The organism is sulfur-oxidizing endosymbiont of Gigantopelta aegis (assembly GCF_016097415.1).
Taxonomy (GTDB): Bacteria; Pseudomonadota; Gammaproteobacteria; order GRL18; family GRL18; genus GRL18.
On record NZ_JAEHGE010000001.1, the window covers coordinates 1,027,291 to 1,049,681 of the forward strand.

Here is a 22,391-nt window from a genome sequence, read left to right on the forward strand (position 1 = left end):
AAAGGTCTCCTGAACTTATCAGGAGACCTTTTCCCTTTCTTTATTGGTGATGAGCACCTGTTTTACCAGAGCCCCCATGTATGCCAGAACTTAGTGCTTAAACTTTCTTCTGCGAATAGCCACCATACCAAGCAAGCCACTACCCAGTAGCAATAGAGTGGCAGGTTCTGGGATGGTATTATCTGTATACTGGCCAATATCGCCACCACCAACTTCATAAATTGCGCTACCGCTACCGGCCCAAAAATGACCCAGAGCACCGAAACCCATACCTTCTACTGCTTTAGCCGCGCCTCCAAGTTCTTCGGTGTAATCGAAAATATTCCATTGTGTCCAACCTGTTTCCGTTGCAAGTGTTTCGGGGTTGTCACCAAAGCCCCAACGCATCATGTAGTTAGAGGTCATATCAGAGAGCCAGATATTGCCATTGACCCATTCCAGACCATCAAGATGGCTACCACCGAGAGTGGGGATAGAATTGAATTCGAAATTCCAGTTACTGCCATCAATGGAACTATAAACGCTTTGATTTTCACCTCCAGCCCACCATTTTCCACCGCCATAAGACAGGAAGCTGAGAGGAGAACCCCAATCAGCGCTGGCGTAGGGAAGACCGCTTGAGTAGATCTTAGAAGCAGATGACACATAGGAGCCAGTTGTTTTATTAAAGGCATAAATGCTTTCATTTGAGGCGCCGGTATAAATATAATTTGCATCTACCCACATCTCACCCACACTTGCCGCCCTCAAACGACTGGGTGCGCCACTCAGGTTGTATGACTGGGAATTGCTAAAGAGGCGTGTCTGATAATTTGGATTTGCAGTGATACCATCAGCAAGATAACGAGGTTCATCTTTCTTACTCATATCTGCAACAGCGACATCGATTGAGTAAACAGAAGTTCCACCACCATAATAAATTGTATTGCCATACGATGCGACATCATATTCACTGCCTGACCCTTCATAGACGGAGAATTCATAAAAATTATTTGCTAACACGCTACTGGGGAAACTCGTAACACAAACTAATGTAATGCCAGGCAATAGCCGAAATTTTGAATGTTTGTTTTTCATAATAGTTACTCCTCATTTATTTACCGCAAGTAAACTTATAAATTATAAGTAATTAAGATCTTGCATAATCTGTGCAAAATTTTTTTTCAGATCATTAATTGGCTGGTAAATATTGACAGAATCATCCTCATTATGTGTTTAATGCTAGAGCTGTTGACACGATTTCATTATTTTATGCGTAAAAACATAATCTTATGCTGATATAAAAGTAGAGCTTGTATCTTTGTTACACAAAAAATATCTACAACTTTATTGATTCATATCAATAACTAACTTTCTTGGATCACAGTAATTTTTATTTATTTATTTAAATTAGGGGGGCAGGGCAAAAAGTGTAAATTATCTTGACACTTTGTACTGACAAAGTCATATCAAAATTGACTTTAATGTTTGTAGTACTGTATATGCTATATAAATCCTGTAAATATGAGTCTCCACCATAATATCAAGGTGTAAATCAGGTTTGATCTGTGCCAAATTAGGTTTAGAAAATAATTTGTGTATAAAAACCTGACACTTTAAAGGAAATTCGGGACAGCTCAATCCCGCTTTACAGTTTTCTGAGCTAAGCAATTAAAAAAGGGAAGTCATCAAGCCAGTATTCTGAGATAATATTGTTACCACACAAACTATCCAGCAGCATGACCCATGACAGGACTGCGCAACACTGATTTAACGACTTTCCAGAAAATAGAGTTTAGCGCAAAGGTCTTAGCAAACCAAGGATTACATGGTGCAAAGACTCGTCTGAGTCAAGAGTATGAGATTTCTCGCCCCACTCTCTATCCTGACACATGGGGTACAGGAAGATACAGCAGAAATTTTATTTCAGCATTTTAGTCAAACACCGGAGCAACTAAAAGCCCGTACAGTAATAGTTGATCAAGAACAGCTAGAGTGTACTCATAGGCTGGATCTTAAGGAATTATGAATTTTTAACATCATAAATTTACGCTCCATATAGAGGGTTTAGCCCCAGTTTTGATCGCCCAGATTTTTTATCTCGCTTTATACTATCACGCCGAGTATTGTTTTTTAAAAATAGAATCGCTTTTTCAAGAGCCATTCTGATTTTATCGGGGTCATGTATTATTGAATTCATAATATCACCCATAAAGTAACAAGCAGATTTAGCCACTTTGTGTGTTGAAATGGCAACGCCTGTCGCCTTTTGAGCAACATGGGCAATAAACCTTTTAAAATGGCCGCACATAAGGAAGCCCAAATCAGCCCCTCAACAATGGCTTCTTTTTCAGTGACAAATGTCCTCAGATTGGCAAATGATTTCCATTCTTTAAACATCAACTCAATTTGCCAGCGAAGTCGGTACGCTTCAATAATATGTTCTGGTGAAAATGTATCTCGTGGCAAATTTGTCGTTAAATATTGAAAGTAATTGGCACTGGGGTTCCAACTAACAATCATTCGGCAATTAATTATTTTATCTTTTTCTTCCCATTGAATATCCATATCAATTACATCAGTTTTAGATAATTTTTTCTTTTATGTCTTTGAGCTTTTTATTTGAAAATTTCTTAAGCTGTTTATCATCGATCAGTACTTTTTTAACATTAGGGTTTATTGCTGAAGTCGCTTTAATGATGCAATAAACACTGCTTTGTTGTAATACACGATACATGTAATCCTTTTTAAAATAGCCTCTGTCTCCCATAATTAAAGTGTCTTCTAATTGCTCAGGCTTTGGTAAATATTGGGCTTCAGCATTTGTGTCGGGAGTTAATATAATCGTCTCAGGTGTTTCTGAATATAAATCCAATGCAACATGCAACTCAACTGCCGCTGGGTTATAGTGGCTGAAACGACCAGGAAGCTTGTCTTTTAATTTGGGATTAACAGCAAAAGAAGAACCATCCTGTAATAGGATTTTCTTAAATATTTCAAATGGACTACCTTTGTTAAATGCCAGTGATTGATAGGCAAACTCATTGAGTAAATGTTCTAACATATGACGCATAAAAACAGGGAATTGCTTCTTTCGTAGTTGGTTATGAAATGGCTTATAAGCAATATTGATCCCAAACAGATTATTAAATCCTCGATGAAGATCTGCTATTGTTTTTATCTCATGTTGTGAAAGAACCGTTATAAAAGCCATGCCCAATCGGTAAGGTGTTATTTGCCTACAGCGTGATGCCAGTTTTAAGGATTTCCCCAAATCATTTAATGTCTTTTCTGAAAAAAACTTTTTGCATTTATTTCCAAGTTGTTTAATATAGATTTTGTTCATTTGATCAGTTCGCTATAAGTATTGGTCTACTTGATCTGATCATTTGAACGCCTAATAGTTCAACTTAAATGCTTAAATATCTGTTTTTTTACTCTTTTTTATATTTGGCTCTTCTCCGCTTTGATGAGTGAAGAAAGATGCTAATATTCAAGAAACCTGTTGAAATATAAAGCTTCTGAAGGTTTTATAAGCAATAGGTAATATGAGTATCAACATCTCACCCACCATTTTGGGACTGACTGGCCAAAGAGTCAATGAAATAACGTTAAATAAACACCATGAGACAGTTCATATAATCTGTCAAAGAGACAAGCGAAGGAAGGTAATTGATCCCTTAACCGGTCAGCAAGGGACGATAAATCGATACATAAAAAGACAAGTACGTGATGTGCCATTTATGGGCTATCCATGCTATCTGGAAATTGAGTTAGCTCAGGTTTGTATCAGTAAAAATGAACGCCGAATAGAGCGATGTGACTTTGTTGATAAAGGCTGTCGTTTTACACAACGATTTTGTCATATGATTAGTGGTCTTTGTCGTCATATCAGCATTCAGGCTGTTTCCAGGCATCTCAATATACGTTGGGAAACCGTTAAGAATATTGACAAAGCTTATCTTGAAAAAACATTGCCTGCATTAGAGCCCGAAAAATTAAAGGACTTAAAATATATCGGTGTTGATGAAGTGGCCAGAGCAAAAGGCCATGATTATATGACGGTCATTTATGATATGGTTGAAGGACATTTAATCGGGGTAGAAACAGGTCGAACTTCAGATGTATTTACAAAGTTTTTAAAACGAATACCGAAGGAAACCACTGAAAAAATAGAGGCGGTGGCCATGGACATGGGGCCCGCGTATCAAAAAATCAGTGAGAGAAATATTGCCCAATGCAGATATTGTTTTTGATCGATTTCATGTCATGAAGAATTTCTCTAACGTGATAAAAAATCAACGTAGGATTGAATTCAGACGAGCCAGCAAGCCTGGAAAAGATTTACTCAAGGGATGCTATTACTTGCTACTAAAAAATGAAGACAAGCTCACTGAGAAACAATCTGACCGATTGAATAACCTGTTATCAGAAAATCAGAATTTAAATATTTTATATCTGATGAAAGAACAGTTACAAGCACTGTGGAATAACAATGACGTGACTGAAATGAAAGATGAATTAGAGCAATGGTGTGTCATGGCTGATCAAAGCAATATGAGCTACTTAAAAACATTTGCTCGCTCAATGAGAAAGAATAAAGATGGTATTTGCAACTATGCAAAACATCAGCTGACATCCGCTAGAATTGAAGCAGGTAATGTCAGTATTGGCTTAATAAGAAAAAGGGCCAGAGGGATTCGGGATACCGAATATTTTAAACTTAAAATCAGGCAAACCTCCATTCCTGATGAGCAGAGTATGTTCTATTTTGGGTAAACCCTCACTCATCAAAGCGGAGAAGAGCCTATATTTTTAAAATAATACCTTATAAATCAATAGCTTTAAAGATCCAGCCTATGAGAGTGTACTATCATTGCATTGTCGATTATGACTCCTGGTAGTATCCGTGCCATAGAAGATCTCATCCCCATCATTTACCCAGGTGTCACTCGCTCCTTTGGGAGTATTCAGTCCTTGCTTATTGAAGCACAGGATAAGGCAAGACAATTTAATCACACGGTTGATTTCTCATCAATAAAAGTCGCCGCCTTAGATGAAATGTACAGTCAAAGCTCGCCTGTTTTAGCGGGTGTTGATTTAGACAGTGGTTTCTTACATTCACTTGAATTATGCGAAAGTCTCTCCACAGAAGATTGGGCAGCGGTACTACAATAAGCCAAATCACAAGGGCTGAATTTAGAGATTGCGGTGAAAGATGCAGCACCTGGAATTGCTTGTGGCGTCAAACAAGTTTTTCCAGATGCCCAACAAAGAGATGATTGTTTCCATGTTTTATACGATATGAATAAAGTGAGACGAAAAATAAAAAGTCATGCCTATCATGCCATAGAAAATGAATACAGTTTACAAAAGAAATTGGCCACTTACATTGAAAATAGGGTGACTGGCATTGCTTATGCAGCCCATGCATTAGACGTTGAACTGGCTGTATTAACGCCACAATACTCTAGAATTCAGGTCAGTCGAAGTTGTTTGTTGTTACGCCTGCTTGACGAACTGAAAAAGCAGAAAAGCATTCGACCCTATCAAAAAAAATATCAATTCTTTCAGGCACTTTTTTATAATCTGCAGCAAGCGTTGGGCGAAAAGCTGGATGAGGTACAATCTAAAAACACGCAGGCAGGGACGTTACAAAGGCACTTCTGCTCATGAATGTATTTCTGGCCAAAAAGTGGATGACTGGCTGCCCACCATTGGGCGTCTTGCACTAAACAAAAAAATCATCTCTCAATGCTGTTTTTTCAGAATTTAAATATTCTGTGGCTAAAGTGTGTCTATATGTAAAGCAAAAGGCTTAGATTTGATCTGTCCCGAATAAAATTCTGATGTTGACTTTGTTCCTGACCACTTCTGACGAAGAAGAGTGCTTTTTTCTTGGCTTAAGCACTCAGGTTAAAATTTTTTTAATTTAATTATTTTATAAAGCGGGTGTTGTTTTTTTTTAAATACAAACTATATTGAGAGTAATAAATTATTATTATTCAGAGTGCTATGGGGTACTACATTGATATGAGTAACTATTTATTTTTTTTTCAAATAAACAATGTTATCAAAAATGGGTTGATTTACCTCTTTTTTAGTCAGTTATTCTTCTGTTATTCTGCGTTTTCTCAGGATGATTTAACACAGCCCCGTATTATTGTTTTACCACAAACTGATGCACTTTCTTCTTATGGTGAATGTTATCCTGGAGAGAGTGATAAACCGACAATACTTATTTTGCACGGATTTATGCTGACTCATAATTTTCAGACCGTCAAACGACTTGCCGAATCATTGCATGATTCCGGTTATAACGTATTAACGCCAACATTAACGCTGGGAATCAACAAACGTAAGCAAAGTATGTCCTGCGAAGCAATTCATACTCATTCACTCCTTGATGATATGAAAGAAATTGAACAGTGGGTACAATGGTTAACAAAAAAAAGCTTAGCAACAAAAGCTGAAAAAAAAATCATAATGATAGGTCATAGCGCAGGCTCTTCACAAATCATTTCTTATATCCATCATTATCCTCAAACACCGGTCAAATATCTTATTTTTCTGTCGATGCCAAATTTCGGAGACAGCCCTAATTCGTTTGAAAGAAAACAAGATCTGGAGTTGGCTGAAAGCGCAAAAAATGATAATGAAATGAAAGTGTTTTCTTTATCATATTGTAGAAAATATGTGACGACGGCTAAAAACTTTATATCATATTATAATTTGTCAAAAAAGAATTTATTTAAATATCTTGAGCAATCGCCTATTGATAAAACCCTTGTTCTGGGTAGTGAAGATACTCGAGTGGATAAGGAATGGAATAAAAATCTAAGCTCTACAGGTATGAATGTTATTATAATTCCAGGGGCAAATCATTTTTTTGATTCTGAACATGAATTTAATCTGTTCGATGTGGTTGAAAACATTCTAATGGAGCTTAAATAACCGAATCATGATGATAAAGCGTCTATCCATAAAACATTATGCCTTGGGATTTATTCTTTTATATATCATTGTTTTTATCAGCAGCAGTTATTATGCGTATCATTATATCAATATCATTAATGAGCGATTAGTCAGTGCCAATAAAGATCGAGGAGAAACTGAATTAATCACGGCTTATCAGGCACTAATCCAACAACATCAGAATATCAGCAATAAATTTGCTTTGTGGGAGGAAGTGCATCAACAATTAGACAATACTGCCTTTTATTCTTACTGGCATTCTCATCGTTTATATAGTTCACATCGTTTGCCTAATTATTTTAAAGAGGTTGCGCTCTATAATAAACAGGGTAATATTTTGGCAAAACTCATAACAACCACATTGCCTGAAAAAATTACTAGCAATAATTTATCCCCCTATTTTATTATTGAAAAAAACACGGCTTATCTTATACTGACTACTGCTATAATTGAGCAGGGTGATGAAAAAATAATTCGCGGTTATCTCATGACTAAAAGCCAAGTCATAAGTTCATTATTAAGCATAAAACAATTTAATTTTATTGAATCAGAATCGATTAAAGAAGCAGTCAATGAAAAAAGCAGATTCCCAGTTGATCAGCTCATTGAATATTTGCATTATCAGCTTAAAAACAATGACAATATTCATATTTATTCAAATATACTGAAAGAAGCGATTTTTCGCAATGCAATGGTACTCATTGTCTTTGCTCTTTTATTTTATTATTTAATCAGCTTTTTTCTCTCCCGTCCCTTACTTAAAATCGCCACTTATATCGATAAGCTTAACAAACGCTCAGAGAGTAATAAAATATTGGACTCTGATGATCAATTCCATATTGATGAACTGGAAAAAGTGCGTCATTCTCTTGTCCAGTATCAGCGTAAATTAAAGAAAGTTTATCTGAACCTGGATGTAAAAAACAAAGAACTCTGGGATATGGCACATCATGATGCCCTGACAGGTATTTATAATCGGAGGGCATTTGACGAACACTGGAAGCATGTAAAAGATGTGTTTTTCGATAATAGGCATAAAATCGCATTACTTTTATTTGATATAAATCACTTTAAAAGCATTAATGATTCTTATGGTCACCTGGTTGGCGATAAGGTGCTTAAAGCCATAGCCATAGCTATAGAAAAATCACTTAGAAAAGGAGAAAAACTTTATCGTATCGGTGGTGATGAATTTGTCTCTATTATACAAATTGAAAAAATAGATGAAGCACTTTATGTTGCTGAACGATGCAATAATAATATTAAAAATATTGCTTTTAATGACTTCAAAATAAGTGAACCGGTGAATGTCAGTATTGGCATTGCGCATAATGTCGGGCTTGAACAAAACAATATTAATGACTTGCTCTGGCAGGCTGATATCGCTGTTTATGAGGCTAAAAAACCAGGACAATCACATATTATTTTTTACTCAAAAAAGATTGAAAATATTTCTAATAGCATTTTTTCAAGCAAAATTAACACACTGGTTTATGATACAATTGAGTCGGGAAAAGGCATTACTATGTTTTATCAGCCCATTATTAATTTAACAGATAATTCGGTCGCTTATTATGAAACTTTATTGAGGATAAAAAAAGAGGATGAATTTATTTCACCACAACATATTTTTCAATTAGTTGAAGCACGGAAACTAGAATGTGAGCTGGATATTGTTATTTTTAAATCAATAGAACATGATCTGAAAATGGGTGTTATTAGTGAAAAAACAGGGGGTTCAATTAATGTTTCTGGGCCTTCTATTGTCAGCAATAAAATTATAGAAAAGCTCTCTCAGTTTACTCCTTATTTAGCTCGGTATAAAATTATTCTGGAAATTACTGAAACCTCATTAATTACCAATATCAATCAGGCCAGTGATAATATCTCCCAACTAAAAAAACTGGGCTTTATGATTGCTCTGGATGACTTTGGTAGTGGTTATTCATCCCTGAGTTATTTATCATCCATGCCGGTTGATATTGTTAAATTTGATATCTCTTTAATTCAACAAGTAAGCAATAAAAAACAATACACTTTGATTAATTACCTAGCCAACATGATTAATGAGATCGGTTATAAATTGGTAGCAGAAGGCATTGAGACTGAAGCAACCAGCAAGATTATAAAAACCATGAAATTTCATTATGCTCAAGGCTTTTTATATGGCAAGCCTTCGAATAAACCTAAAAAAATTAATTGAATCAATTATGAGTGACGGATGTGTAGTCACCCTATGATAAATTCAATTATAATGCAGTAACCCAAACTTGACATCCTCAATCACCCAAATACAATACATTCCCTATGAAAAAACAGATAACTTTTCTTTTTATGATATTACTCTCACCCATCATCCTGGCTCAGGAAGAGGAGTTGCCTACACAATGTATTAATCGCTTACAGACTCAGGCAAAAGCTGCTGGACTGCCTGCATCTTTAATTATGGACATTATTCCTAGGCTTAAAGTGCTCCCTAAGGTCATTAAGTCTGATCAGTCACAACCGGAGTTTACCCAGACTTTTTCTGATTATCTGAGCAAACGTGTCACCAATACCCGTATTAAACAAGGCACAAAATTATTAAAAAAGCATAATAAGTTTCTAAATGCACTTTATCGTCAATATGGCGTACCGGGTCGCTATCTGGTTGCATTCTGGGGGCTGGAAACTAATTTTGGTTCTTATATGGGTAAAATGTCGACGCTGAATTCTCTGGCAACACTTGCCTGTGATAAACGTCGCTCAGAATTCTTTACAGCCGAGTTTATACAAGCATTAAAATTAATTGAACGTGAATCATTGGTGCCTGAGAAGATGCAAGGTTCATGGGCAGGTGCTATGGGGCATACTCAATTTATGCCATCGACTTATTATAAATATGCAGTGGACGGTGATGGAGACGGTAAGATAAACCTCTGGTTCAGTGAAAAAGATGCACTGGCCAGTAGTGCCAACTATCTTCATCAATTGGGTTGGAAGTCAGGTGAACGTTGGGGGCGTGAAATTAGTCTGCCAAAAGGCTTTCCCTATGAAAAAACGGGTCTAAGGAAGGCGCGGCCATTAAAAGAGTGGAGAGCGTTGGGTGCAATAAATATCAATGGGGTTCTGGTGCCTGCGCTGGATATAGAGTCATCTATTCTGGTGCCTTCGGGTCACAGGGGACCTATTTTTGTTGCCTATAATAATTTTTCTATCATTATGCGTTGGAATAATAGTAAATCGTATGCACTTGCTGTTGGCTTGCTTGCAGATAGAATTATTGGTCAGGGGCCATTAAGCCGGTCATCAAATGATCAAAAACCGCTCAGTACTAAAACAGTTTATTCACTACAGAAAAAGCTCAATAGAGCTGGTTTTGATGCAGGTAAGCCTGATGGCGTTATAGGCTCAAATACCCAGCAGGCTATTCAGGCATTTCAGGTTTCAGCCGGCTTGATTGCTGATGGTTATCCAGGCTTTTCAACTCTTTCAAAACTGCCTGATGATGGATAGTATGAGGTAATCCCATCGATGAAAACAATCATAATTCAAGGGAACTATTTTTATACTCAAAATAGGATCTCATATTTTATCCGGTCAAATGTATATAATAAGACATGACATAATATATTTTATAGAGGATCTACTATGAACAATGATACAAATGTTACCTGGCATGAACATAGAGTTTCACGAGAAATGCGTGAAAAGAAAAATAACCACAAGGGTTGTGTTATTTGGTTTACAGGCTTAAGTGGTTCAGGAAAAAGTACTATTGCCAATACACTCGATCATAAGCTTCATCAGGCCGGCATACAGACTGTCGTGCTTGATGGTGATAATGTTCGTCATGGCCTCAATGCTGGCCCAGGCATGCTGGAAGACTCTCATGGAATAGAATTTTCAAAACGTTTTGGACTGGGGTTTTCTGCTATTGACCGAGAAGAAAATATTCGCCGCATAGGCGCAGTGGCTGAAATTTTTACTCAGACGGGTGCCATCGCACTTACTGCCTTCATTAGTCCCTATCGCATTGATCGTGATCGAGTGAGAAATACTTTAAAGAAGGGTGAGTTTATTGAGGTTTTTGTTGATACGCCCATAGAGGTTTGTGAGCATCGTGATCCTAAGGGGCTTTACAAAAAAGCAAGAGCAGGTGAGATAAAAGGCTTTACTGGGATTGATGATCCCTATGAAGCGCCAGTAGCACCTGAAATTATTCTCTTAGCAGCTGAAAAAACACCCGATATGCTTGCGGATGAAATTATTACTTTTTTGAAAAATAAAGATATTATCAGTCTATAGAGGAGCTTGCAAAATCCCATAGCCCCATAGTCCTAGAATAATAGATTATTATACGTCACATCATTAATTAAATTATTTCAATTCATTTTTCTGTATTTTTTGCTAATAAGCAGTGAGTTTAAAATGTCAAAGTAGCAAAATTTCCAATTTATGGATTGAAAAAGTCATTGAATTGCCCAACCTTTTTCCTTATGGGTGAGTGTTGGAATGTGTGAAGATCCATGAAATACTCTCTTTAGCAGGTAAAAAATGAATACAATGAGCTGTAAAAGGCAATGTTTTACCATAAAACACAGGATAGAAAATGATTATCACTATACGAAATTTTTTTTATGTTCTCTTACTTTTATGCGTATCACAGACGAATTTCGCGGAAACTATCTATCAGTGGAGTGATTCTTGGGGGCATATTCAGTATAGTAAAACACCAGTTTCGGGCGCTATGATATCACCAGTTACCGCAGCAGCAGCCGGTCACAGAACAACAGAAACAGGAGGCCATGTTAAAAAAAAATACAGGTGATACAAAATGCTGGCAAACAAGTACGTGACAACAAAACCATTGCACAATTGTTGATGAAACAACGGCTACAGAAAGATAACTATTGTCGCAAACTACGCGATATGCTGGCCGATGTGAGGTCGGTAAATTTACAAAAATATTATTACCCAAGTGGTGGATTATATCCTGACAGGTATCCTTATCAGGGAAATAATTATATGCCATACTATCATTATTCGCAGGCTAAATATAAATTTCTGGAAATGGATCTGTATAGAGAAATGCGAAAAAACTGCCGCTAAACGGATAGACAAGGAAATTGCTAACAACTTGTGACTCTTTTATTGCGTATCCCAAACCAAATTCAATAACTCAATATTATTAAGTTTTTTCCTCACAGGATAATCTGTACACCCTTTGCATCCTGAAATAATATGCCGTGCCTCGTTAATTTCAAAACTGATATTTTCAAGTTCTTTTTTCGAATAGTTGAAACAATGTGTAACATTATAAATACATTAAGAAATTTTTGTGAAACTCAGTTGTTTTATCATAAGCACTCAAATAACCGTTCCTAAACGCTAGGTTCTGATGTGGAGCATTAAATAATGAATGCCCCCTATTAGCCCTCATGGAGCCGACTTTTGGCAGAGCCGCTATTGAGATGGTCGGAGAATGCATTTCTTTGATCTAATTTATAAATAAAGGAAGCATTGATGAAAGAAATTTGGTTGGATTACACTATAACTATCTCAATAATTTTATCAGTTCTTACGTTTACAAAAGTACTATGAACACTCATACTACCTTCCAGCGTACTCTGAAACAATCGGTCAGTTTTATTGGCTTGGGATTACACAGCGGAACAAAATCACGCATCACATTGAAACCCTGTGAAAAATCCACAGGTATATTTTTCAGACGAAAAGATGTTCCTTACCATCAATCAATGATTCCCGCCAGATGGAACAATGTCACCGATACAACTTTATCCACTGTTTTATCAAACCATTATGGTCATTCTGTATCAACAGTCGAGCATTTGATGGCAGCATTACAACTATGTCATATCAATAATGTTGAAATTGAAGTAGATGGTAATGAATTGCCTATTATGGATGGTAGTGCAAAACCCTTCGTAGACACACTATTAAACATTGGTACCCGCTCGATAAAAACGCCTGTAAAAGCAATTTATATACATAAGAAAATAGAAGTTCGAGATGGCGGTCGATTTGCTTTATTATTGCCCGATACTCAACCCAAACTGACTATTTCGATTGATTTTAAGGAAAAGGCCATTGGCACACAAAGCCTTTCAGTCAATACAAATGATAATAGCCTGACTCGAAGTATTGCACCTGCCAGAACATTTGGCTTTCTGGATCAAATTGAAGATTTACAGAGAAAAGGGCTTGCATTGGGGGGCTCTTTAAATAATGCGATTCTAGTGGATAACGATCAGATAGTAAATCGTGAAGGGCTTCGTTTTAAAGATGAATTTGTACGCCATAAGGTGTTAGATGCTATTGGCGATCTTGCCCTGGCTGGCGCTCCAATTATAGGTCATTATCAGGCATTTAAAGGGGGGCATTTACTCAATACACTTCTAATGAATAAGTTGTTCACTGATAAATCTGCCTGGTCTTATGTTTCCATGGCTGAGTTTGATTATTTTCATGGAAAGAATACTCAAACCCAGCATAAATTTCCTGGGTATAAACCGGAACTTAATGCAGTATGGGCCAATTGATAAACAAGTATAATTTTGGCAGCGATCAAATAAGCCAATTTATCTTTACATTTGTCGGATGTGTAACTCAGGTAAGAAAGGATACGCTAAACGCTCTCAACGATATATAATGTCCCTAGTTTATATTTCGAATAACTTATTTTGAGTAACCTATTTTGACTAATGATGTTTCCCGACCTTTTGTCAGGCCCTTCACTAAAGCACAAGTCAGAGACTCGTTTAATAAATCGGCTCAGGGCTATGATGATGTGGCAGTATTGCAGCAAGAAGTTTGTAAGCGCTTACTCGAACGTCTGGATTATATTAAAATTAGTCCAGATGTTATTCTTGATTTGGGGGCGGGTACGGGTCAGGGGAGCTTAGGGCTGGCACAACAATTTCCGGATGCCTCTATTGTGGCAATGGATATGGCGGAGCAAATGCTCTGCACCAGTCGGGATAAATTGCAGCCTAAAGCAGGGCTGGGTAAAAAAGTCAGTGGCTTCTTTAAAGGTAAGTTGAAAGGCAAGTTTAATAGCAAGCCTGATAGCCAAAAATATCACTTTGTGTGTGCTGATGCAGAACAGCTTCCTTTTGCTGATGCCAGTGTGGATTTGATTTTTTCCAGCCTAACCATTCAATGGTGTCATGATTTAGATACACTGTTTAAAGAATTTCGGCGGGTGCTTAAGCCCGGTGGCCTATTAATGTTTACCACTCTGGGTAATGAAACCTTACATGAGCTCAGAAGCAGTTGGGCAGCAGTCAGCCAAAAAATCCATGTGAATGATTTTAGCGATATGCATCATTTGGGTGATGCATTGTATAATGCTCAGGTAGAAAATCCTGTTATGGACAGCGAAGTCATTATACTGAATTACCCTACCGTGAAACAAATTTTGCTAGAACTCAAAGCCATTGGTGCGACCAACCATAACCAAGGCAGAGAAACCGCATTGATGGGAAAATCCCGTTTGCAGGCAATGTATCAGGCCTATGAGCAATTTCATACTGATGCCGGCTATCCGGTCACTTATGAAATACTCTATGGTCATGCGTGGAATCCTGCAAGACCCATGCAAAGCACTCAAACTTATGATGGTGAACAACAGACTGCCATTTCTCTATCTCAACTGAAAAGCACTTTAAGTCATTCGAACAAGCCAAGTGCAAATAATTAGCTATGAAAGCCTATTTTATTACTGCAACGGATACCGATGCTGGAAAAACCTTTGTGTCAGCAGGACTTTTACATAGCTGGTCAAAGCAAGGTTTCAAAACATTGGGCTTTAAGCCCATTGCCAGCGGTTGTCAGATGACTCACAGCTCAGCAGGTGGTGAGGAAGGAAATGGTCTGAGAAACGAAGATGCTCTGGCCTTAATCGATGCTGCAAACGTGTCACTGCCTTATAAGACGATTAATCCCTATAGTTTTGAACCAGCCATCGCGCCTCATATTGCTGCGCAGCAAGCAGATACCGTAATCGACTTAGAATCAATTGTTGCAACAATCAGACCCTATCAGTCACAGGTAGATTATCTTATCGTTGAAGGCGTGGGAGGCTGGCAAGTGCCTTTAAATGAGCAACAAAACGTATCTGATCTGGCAAAAATGCTTAATTTTCCAGTTATTTTAGTGGTGAATCTGAAATTGGGCTGTATTAATCATGCTTTACTCACAGCACAGGCTATTGAACGACAAGGCTTGCAACTGGCCGGCTGGATTATCAATCATGCAACTAATGACAAGCCAATGTCACATCAGGCAGAAAATGTCCAAAGTCTACAAGCGCGTATTCATGCTCCTTTGCTGGGAGAACTGCCTTATATTTCCGGTTCGGTGCAAGCACAGCAAGAGAAATTTGCTGATTTTATTGATCTGGAAAAGTGCATTTAAATAATAATTTCATTATAATCATTTTCTAATTTACCCATTATCTTCTTCGGAGCGCCTGTGTTTAAGCCAATTACTTTAATTGTTGTTGCCATTATCTTTGCTTCAGTCTATTGGCTTTATGGCCATATGATGACACCCCAACACGGTAGCTCAGTAAGAGTAATGAACCTTCCTTGGCAAATTACCGTGACAGATGAGCAAAGCCTGCATGTGTTTGATCTGGATATTGGTCGCTCTACATTAGACGATGGCGTTAAGGTGCTAAAAAGTGAATACCACCTCGCCTGGTTTGAGAGTCAGGATGGCACCTTGAGTCTTGAAGCTTATTTTTTTCGTGTCAGTATGTCCGGGCTTCGAGCAAAGGTGATTCTGGAATTGGATTCAACGGGATTGGAAAAAGAGTATTTATTGCAACATTCCGGCAAGCCTGAGGTGCAAACCTCACGTACCATTAAATATCCGCTAGATGACTTAGCACAAACCTTAAAAGACCGCGTTATTCGTTCATTGACTTATGTGCCGCTGACTAATCTCGAACCAGCGTTGTTAAAAAGTCGTTTTGGTGAGCCAGAAGAACGTATTGTGGTGAATGATAATAGTGAATATTGGTTATACCCGAAAAAAGGACTGCTTATTACTGTCAGCAAAAAAAGCAAAAAAGTGCTGCAATATATTCCTGTGGGTGAATTTGAGCGTTTGAAGCAAAGTATTGTGGCGACTGTTAGCCATGCGCAACAGGAAAAAACAGCCGAATAAACGCTTGCACCGAAACCCAGTTCAACAAAAACTACAATGTTTTGCCTACTATTTGGCGCTAACTTATTAGTATTAAATTGATCTAGGTCAATGCCTTTTCATCGTGCCTATGAAACTCGCCCTCCGAGTAAATCCTTAGCTAACCCAGTTCACAAAAAAACAAATAAAATTAAAAAAAATTGAACTTTTCTTGATATTAAAAATTTACCTTTAGAAACCTATGGTTAATTGTTGTAAAAAGGGTAAATATTTAAAAAAGTGTGGCATTTGACACTAAAATACATTAGAAAACATTGATACTTGCTTATAAAAGAGGCAAAATAGCAGCACATAAATCCCTCGATGCTGGAAATTTATCGTTTGCAAAATCGATAGAAGAAAACGTGGGTAAACTATGTAATTTTTTTGATTACTCATCTGAGTAGTCTGTTGTTAAAAATATTGTTAAATAATTGTGGAGAACACTATGGAAGAAGCTGCAGCGGAGCAGAAGTATAACTTCGACGTTGTTCGCTGGTTTGCCGTAATGACTGCCGTCTACCTTGTAGTTGGCGCATTAGTTGGGGTGTATATTGCCTCAGAATTGGCTTGGCCGGTGCTTAACTTTGACAGTCCTTATCTATCCTTTGGTCGTTTACGACCATTGCATACTAATGCAGTGATTTTTGCCTATGGCGGCTGTATCCTGATGGCGACTGCCTTCTATACAGTACAGCGTACCTGTGGCGTGAAACTGTGGAGCAATAAAATGGCATGGTTCACCTTTGTTGGTTGGAACTTGGTCATCGTATCGGCTGTCATCACTCTTCCTTTAGGTCTGACTCAGGCTAAAGAATATGCAGAACTTGAATGGCCAATTGATTTAGCCATTGCTGTGGTCTGGCTTTCTTTCATGATTAACTTCATGATGACCATTGCCACCCGTAAGAGCTCACATATTTATGTCTCAAACTGGTTCTTCATGGGTATGATGATTATGATTACCATACTGCACGTGGTAAACAGCGCAGCGATTCCAGTGAGCATGTTCAAATCTTATTCTGCATACTCCGGTGTTCAAGATGCCATGATTCAATGGTGGTGGGGACATAATGCAGTTGGTTTTTATCTAACCGCTGGCTTCCTGGGCATCATGTACTATTTCGTACCCAAACAGGCTAATCGTCCTGTCTTCTCTTATCGTTTATCTGTTATTCACTTCTGGGCATTAATGTTTGGTTATGTTTGGTTAGGTGCTCACCACCTACAATACACAGCATTACCTGACTGGACTGGTTCTTTAGGTGCGGCAGTTTCTATCGCCATGATCATTCCTTCATGGGGTGGTGCAGTTAACGGTATGATGACTTTATCCGGTGCCTGGGACAAGTTACGTAACGATTACGTATTACGTTTCTTAATTATGTCTTTAGCATTCTACGCAATGTCTACTTTTGAAGGTCCAATTATGTCAATCAAGACAGTGAATGCATTGTCTCATTACACTGACTGGACAATTGGTCACGTACATTCCGGTGCTTTAGGCTGGGTTGCTATGGTCGGTATTGGTGCTTTATATCACATGGTGCCTAAAATATTCCACACCCCTATCTACAATGAAAAACTAATCAATATGCATTTTTGGATGGCGACTATTGGTACAGTAATTTATGTTGTTGCGATGTGGGTATCCGGTATCATGCAAGGCCTAATGTGGCGTGCTTATGACGACTACGGAACTTTAGCATACACCTTTGCAGAAAGTGTGGAAGCAATGCATCCTTATTACGCAATGCGTGCAATTGGCGGCGGTATCTTCCTGCTAGGTGCAATTGTTATGCTGTATAACATCATTATGACTGTCCTGAAGGCGCAACGCGAAGGTTCAGTTAAGGCGGCACAAACTGCTGCTGTAGCGGCGTAAGGAGGAGTTACTATGTCGAATACAGAAGTATCGAAAAATAATACATCAGAGCAGAAACCAACGGGTTTGCAGGACAGAGCAGAACGTAATGTCTGGCTCTTCGCACTTTTAACATTCCTGACCGTTTCAGTGGCAGGTATTGTGGAAATTTTACCTTTATTCTATCTTGATAGTACATTTCCTGCGAAGAATATTCCAGGTGTGGTCTGGGATAGAGGTGAAGCACCTAATCAAAAATCTCTAGCAGATTGGAAAGAAGGTGACGGTGTTCGTCCTTTAAAGCCACTTGAGCTTGCGGGTCGTGACGTTTATCAACGTGAAGGCTGTTATTTGTGTCACTCACAAATGATTCGTCCTTTCCGTGATGAGAAAGAACGTTATGGTCACTACTCATTGGCTTCAGAGTCTATGTACGATCATCCATTCCAATGGGGTTCAAAACGTACTGGGCCTGATTTGGCTCGTGTTGGTGGTAAGTATTCAAATGAGTGGCATGTTGCTCACTTGAAAGCACCTCGTTCAATGGTTCCTGAGTCCGTGATGCCAAATTATCCTTGGTTTGAGGAAAATACAGTTGACGGTGAAGAGATTAAAGCACATATGCGCGGTTTAAGAACAGTAGGCGTCCCTTATACTGATGCTGATATTGAAACCGCTTCAGCCATTACAGGTAAAACTGAAATGGATGCAATGGTTGCTTATCTGCAAGTGCTTGGAACTATGATTAAATTCCAGAAAGGGGTAGATTACCGTGAGTAATGACTCTTCTGCTAAGGCAATAGAAGAGAATGCACAAGGGTATTTCTATACTGACTGGAGTGCAATGACATCTCATGACTGGGCTGGAATGATCATTACGGTGGTCACAATGGTTCTCATGGTCATTGCTTACTTCTACGTTTTTCGTCCTAAAAATAAAGACAAATTAGAAGCGCAACGCTTTATGTTGATGGACGACGAACCCAAAAATACGGAGAAAAAATAATGTCGGAACATAATCCTTTTCCAGACGAAGGCAATACCGGACATATTTGGGACGATAATATCCGCGAACTGGCGAACCCAGTTCCCAATTGGTGGATGATGGCATTTTATGCCAGTATCGCATTTGTTATCGGTTATGTTGTTATCTATCCATCAATCCCGCTGGCGACATCTCATACCAAAGGGGTAACAGGTTGGACAGCAATTGGTGAATATAAAGCAGCAATTGCAGAGGTTGAAGCAATACGTAAACCTTTCGAAGATAAAATTGCTGCTAAAACAGCACAAGAAATTTTGGCTGATGAAGAGCTTTCTGCTTATGTAGAAGCGTCAGGTAAAGTTATCTTTGGTGATAATTGTGCGGCTTGTCATGGTAATGGTGGTGCGGGTAACGTTGGTTTCCCTGTACTCGCAGATGATGACTGGTTATATGGTGGTACAATTGGGCAAATCCAGACCACTATTACTAACGGCAGAAAAGGCATGATGCCTGCTCATGCTGCAACCTTGTCAGCTGATGAAATCAGCACTCTGGCAAGCTATGTTGTTGGTTTGAGTGAAGGTAAAGTAGACGAAAAAGGCAAGGCTTTGTTCCAAGGTAAAGCTTGTTTTGCTTGTCATGGTATGGATGCTAAAGGTATGGCCGCTTTAGGTTCTGCTAATTTGACTGATGGTATCTGGCGCTTCAATGAAGCAGATATCCTTGCAAGTGCCACTCGTACCATTACTCATGGTGTGAATGCTGCAGGTGATGATGAAACTAGAAATGCCGAAATGCCTTCTTTTAAAGATAAATTGTCAGAAGCTGATATTAAGAAAATGGCTGTTTATGTTTATAAGTTTGGTGGTGGTAAATAAGTTTCACCCTGCTCCTGATGACTTTATCGCTTAGGAGCAACAGCACTACTCACACTTTGTTTAAGTTCTCATGATATGTGTCAATGGGAGGTTAAAGCAAGAATGCTATAATGAAATTTTACCATCTATTGTGGTGTTTAAAATAAGGTGAGGTGTTTGAAATGAATGATGCTGTACTTATAGGTTCGATTGTTGCTGTATCCATTTGTGTTATTATTTTTGCTTTAATCAGTGTTTATGCATTAAAGAAAATAAATAATGATCACAGTGAAGACTAATGATTGAGCGCCAGAAAAAAGAGAGGCTTAGCCTCTCTTTTTTTTTGCATTTTTTTTAATTTAATTTAATTTAAATTAAATTATTATAGTAAATAACGAATAAACAAACATTAGAACAATATAATTTACTTATGGTGTATAAATTTAAGGTATAATGTCTATAATTAATTTTAGGACTTTTTACGATATATACTCATGATACATGTAGCAACACATAGGTAAGAAAGCATGTCTGAAAAACGAATCCAGGAACAAAGCATTGAAGAGTTATATGCTGAAGCGCAAGAGCATAAAATCAATGTGGGTGATATTAAAATCCATGCCAAGCGTATGGGTGGCAAATTTCGCAATTTAAAGTGGTTATCAAACCTAGTTTGGTTAATATTTTTTATCGGCCCCTACCTACGTCTGGGCGAGCGTCAAGCTGTTCTATTCGATATCCCTAATCGCCAATTCCATATTTTTAGCCTGACCTTATTGCCACAAGATTTGTGGATGCTGTCCTTTGTGTTACTCTTTTTTGCCATCTTATTAGCCGTAGTCACGGCATTGGCTGGTCGTGTCTGGTGTGGTTTTTTCTGCTTTCAAACTGTCTGGACCGATGTTTTTACTTGGATTGAAGACAAACTAGAAGGTGGACCTGCTAAGCGACGTAAGTTAGAAAAAGCTCCCTGGAGTGTATCAAAAATACTCATTCGTGGGCAAAAATATTTTCTCTGGCTGATTATAGCAATACTGACTGGTGTGAGTTTTGTCGCTTGGTTTACTGATGCTTATGAATTATGGGCAGATATACTGACCTTCAATGCCTCATCAACAGCCTATATCACTATTTTGATGTTTATTTTTGGTACTGTTTACTTGGCAGGATTTTTACGTGAACAGACCTGTTTTTGGTTGTGTCCTTATGCGCGTATTCAGGCTGTTATGATTGATGATACCTCTATCGTACCGAGTTATGATGTGTCTCGTGGTGAGAAAAGAGGCCGTTTACTAAAAGGTAAACCGGCAGCAGAAGGTCAGGGTGACTGTGTTGATTGCAACCAATGTGTGGCAGTGTGTCCGACCGGTGTTGATATCCGTGGTGGTCAGCAGGAAGGTTGTATCATGTGCGGCATGTGTATCGATGCCTGTGATGCTGTCATGGAAAAAATCAACAAGCCTAAAGGCTTAATCAAATATGCCTCATGGGATGGCATCATGGGGAAAAAAGAATTACCCTTGTTAAAGCGTCCAAGAGTTTGGCTGTATGGTGCTATAATGTTGGTTTCTATACTCGGTGTGACTATTGGTCTCAGTGGTATGGAAACCTTAGAACTAAAGATCATTCATTCCAGGCAGCCCCTATTTGTATTGCAGTCTGATGGCACTATACAAAATCGTTATACGCTGAAAATTTTGAATAAAATGAATGAAAATCTTAAGGTCTCAATTGCCGTTGATGCTGATAAAGATTATAAGGGGCTGGTCTTAATCGGTGCTGAAAATGAGTTACTTGCGAAACATGGTAATGTCACACCTATGACGGTATTTGTTAAAGTGCCTAAAAAGAATTTAACGGAGACTTCACAAGCGATTACTTTTATCATAGAAGCGAAAGATAAATCAGGTGAAGTACATAAAAGTGAACGAAAGAGTGTCTTTATAGGTCCAAATCGTTAAATACGATTTTGAAAATTTAAATAGGTTAAAAAAGCGTGATTGAAGTTAATTCAAATGAGCAAAGTTTAAACAAAAAAATACCCTGGTATAAAAGCCCCTGGGTTATAGGTTGGTTATTATTAGTGCTAACCGTCATGGCCGTTAATGCCTTTATGATCATGAAATCAATTAATGACTTCCCCGGTTTGGTGGTGGATGATTTTTATGAACGTGGTCAGGATTATGAAGAAAATATTCATAAGAAAATACAAAACAATCAAAAATGGCAGCCAAAGTTTCAAATGGATGTTGCTTACTTAAATAAACCGGTAAATGTTTTCTTTAACCTTAGCGACAAAGAAGGTAAACCTGCACCGGTGGAAAAAGTGACCTTATTTGCCTATCGCCCTTCAAATTCAAAAAAAGATTTCTCAATGGTCATGAAACCATCCGATGAAAAACATACTTACCAGGTGAGCATGACATTTGCCACCAAGGGTTATTGGGATTTATTAGCTAGCGTGATCATTGAGGGAACAGAAGTTAATTACGCCAAAAACATCTACGTTCAAGAATAACATAACGTAATGAACCTGCCT

The 22,391-nt window shown here is 38.1% G+C and carries 20 protein-coding genes and 1 pseudogene; 18 read left to right on the forward strand and 3 right to left on the reverse strand.

Going from position 1 to position 22,391, the window contains the following annotated elements:
• Window positions 1-90: 90 nt before the first annotated feature.
• From JEU79_RS05360 to JEU79_RS05370, 3 genes are all read right to left on the reverse strand, one after another.
• Complete coding sequence (locus JEU79_RS05360) at window positions 91-1,077, reverse strand: PEP-CTERM sorting domain-containing protein (protein ID WP_198263279.1); 987 nt, start codon at window positions 1,075-1,077, stop codon at window positions 91-93.
• Window positions 1,078-2,175: 1,098 nt separating this feature from the next.
• Entirely contained in the window at window positions 2,176-2,547 is a 372-nt protein-coding gene (locus JEU79_RS05365; RefSeq protein ID WP_198263280.1) for a transposase, read from the reverse strand.
• A gap of 16 nt (window positions 2,548-2,563) precedes the next feature.
• A complete protein-coding gene (locus JEU79_RS05370) occupies window positions 2,564-3,325 on the reverse strand; it encodes a hypothetical protein (protein ID WP_198263281.1) in 762 nt (253 codons plus the stop codon).
• Window positions 3,326-3,527: 202 nt separating this feature from the next.
• Here JEU79_RS05370 and JEU79_RS05375 point away from each other — a divergent pair.
• From JEU79_RS05375 to JEU79_RS05465, 18 genes and pseudogenes are all read left to right on the forward strand, one after another.
• Window positions 3,528-4,758, forward strand: a pseudogene (locus JEU79_RS05375) (ISL3 family transposase).
• 111 nt (window positions 4,759-4,869) lie between these two features.
• Window positions 4,870-5,157 carry a hypothetical protein gene (locus JEU79_RS05380; RefSeq protein WP_198263282.1) on the forward strand — a complete coding sequence of 96 codons (288 nt, stop codon included), beginning with the start codon at window positions 4,870-4,872 and terminating at the stop codon, window positions 5,155-5,157.
• Between the two features lie 33 nt (window positions 5,158-5,190).
• Window positions 5,191-5,655, forward strand: coding sequence for a hypothetical protein (locus tag JEU79_RS05385; RefSeq protein WP_198263283.1), 465 nt, complete (start codon window positions 5,191-5,193; stop codon window positions 5,653-5,655).
• A gap of 357 nt (window positions 5,656-6,012) precedes the next feature.
• Window positions 6,013-6,933 (forward strand): alpha/beta hydrolase, encoded by a 921-nt coding sequence (locus JEU79_RS05390; protein WP_214660504.1) that lies wholly within the window; start codon window positions 6,013-6,015, stop codon window positions 6,931-6,933.
• Window positions 6,934-6,943: 10 nt separating this feature from the next.
• On the forward strand, window positions 6,944-9,157 hold the full coding sequence (locus tag JEU79_RS05395) for a bifunctional diguanylate cyclase/phosphodiesterase (RefSeq protein WP_214660505.1): 2,214 nt from the start codon (window positions 6,944-6,946) through the stop codon (window positions 9,155-9,157).
• A gap of 104 nt (window positions 9,158-9,261) precedes the next feature.
• On the forward strand, window positions 9,262-10,449 hold the full coding sequence (locus tag JEU79_RS05400) for a lytic murein transglycosylase (protein WP_198263286.1): 1,188 nt from the start codon (window positions 9,262-9,264) through the stop codon (window positions 10,447-10,449).
• Window positions 10,450-10,584: 135 nt separating this feature from the next.
• Complete coding sequence (cysC, locus tag JEU79_RS05405) at window positions 10,585-11,241, forward strand: adenylyl-sulfate kinase (protein ID WP_198263287.1); 657 nt, start codon at window positions 10,585-10,587, stop codon at window positions 11,239-11,241.
• A 304-nt stretch (window positions 11,242-11,545) separates the two neighbouring features.
• Window positions 11,546-11,764, forward strand: a complete 219-nt coding sequence (locus JEU79_RS28350; RefSeq protein WP_198263288.1) for a DUF4124 domain-containing protein — start codon at window positions 11,546-11,548, stop codon at window positions 11,762-11,764.
• A gap of 769 nt (window positions 11,765-12,533) precedes the next feature.
• Window positions 12,534-13,496, forward strand: coding sequence for a UDP-3-O-acyl-N-acetylglucosamine deacetylase (gene lpxC / locus JEU79_RS05420; protein WP_214660506.1), 963 nt, complete (start codon window positions 12,534-12,536; stop codon window positions 13,494-13,496).
• Window positions 13,497-13,651: 155 nt separating this feature from the next.
• Window positions 13,652-14,656: a malonyl-ACP O-methyltransferase BioC gene (bioC, locus tag JEU79_RS05425; RefSeq protein ID WP_198263291.1), complete on the forward strand. Its 1,005-nt coding sequence runs from the start codon at window positions 13,652-13,654 to the stop codon at window positions 14,654-14,656.
• A 2-nt stretch (window positions 14,657-14,658) separates the two neighbouring features.
• On the forward strand, window positions 14,659-15,372 hold the full coding sequence (bioD, locus tag JEU79_RS05430; RefSeq protein WP_198263292.1) for a dethiobiotin synthase: 714 nt from the start codon (window positions 14,659-14,661) through the stop codon (window positions 15,370-15,372).
• Between the two features lie 129 nt (window positions 15,373-15,501).
• Window positions 15,502-16,128: a hypothetical protein gene (locus tag JEU79_RS05435; protein ID WP_214660507.1), complete on the forward strand. Its 627-nt coding sequence runs from the start codon at window positions 15,502-15,504 to the stop codon at window positions 16,126-16,128.
• 466 nt (window positions 16,129-16,594) lie between these two features.
• Window positions 16,595-18,031, forward strand: a complete 1,437-nt coding sequence (gene ccoN, locus JEU79_RS05440; protein WP_198263294.1) for a cytochrome-c oxidase, cbb3-type subunit I — start codon at window positions 16,595-16,597, stop codon at window positions 18,029-18,031.
• A gap of 12 nt (window positions 18,032-18,043) precedes the next feature.
• A complete protein-coding gene (ccoO, locus tag JEU79_RS05445; protein ID WP_198263295.1) occupies window positions 18,044-18,790 on the forward strand; it encodes a cytochrome-c oxidase, cbb3-type subunit II in 747 nt (248 codons plus the stop codon).
• Window positions 18,783-19,016: a cbb3-type cytochrome c oxidase subunit 3 gene (locus JEU79_RS05450; protein ID WP_246540020.1), complete on the forward strand. Its 234-nt coding sequence runs from the start codon at window positions 18,783-18,785 to the stop codon at window positions 19,014-19,016. Before ccoO ends, JEU79_RS05450 begins: the two co-directional genes overlap by 8 nt.
• Window positions 19,016-19,873: a cytochrome-c oxidase, cbb3-type subunit III gene (gene ccoP / locus JEU79_RS05455; RefSeq protein WP_198263296.1), complete on the forward strand. Its 858-nt coding sequence runs from the start codon at window positions 19,016-19,018 to the stop codon at window positions 19,871-19,873. The genes JEU79_RS05450 and ccoP overlap by 1 nt, the downstream gene beginning before the upstream one ends.
• 506 nt (window positions 19,874-20,379) lie before the next feature.
• Window positions 20,380-21,813, forward strand: coding sequence for a cytochrome c oxidase accessory protein CcoG (gene ccoG, locus JEU79_RS05460; protein WP_198263297.1), 1,434 nt, complete (start codon window positions 20,380-20,382; stop codon window positions 21,811-21,813).
• 35 nt (window positions 21,814-21,848) lie between these two features.
• On the forward strand, window positions 21,849-22,370 hold the full coding sequence (locus JEU79_RS05465; RefSeq protein WP_198263298.1) for a FixH family protein: 522 nt from the start codon (window positions 21,849-21,851) through the stop codon (window positions 22,368-22,370).
• Window positions 22,371-22,391: the final 21 nt, after the last annotated feature.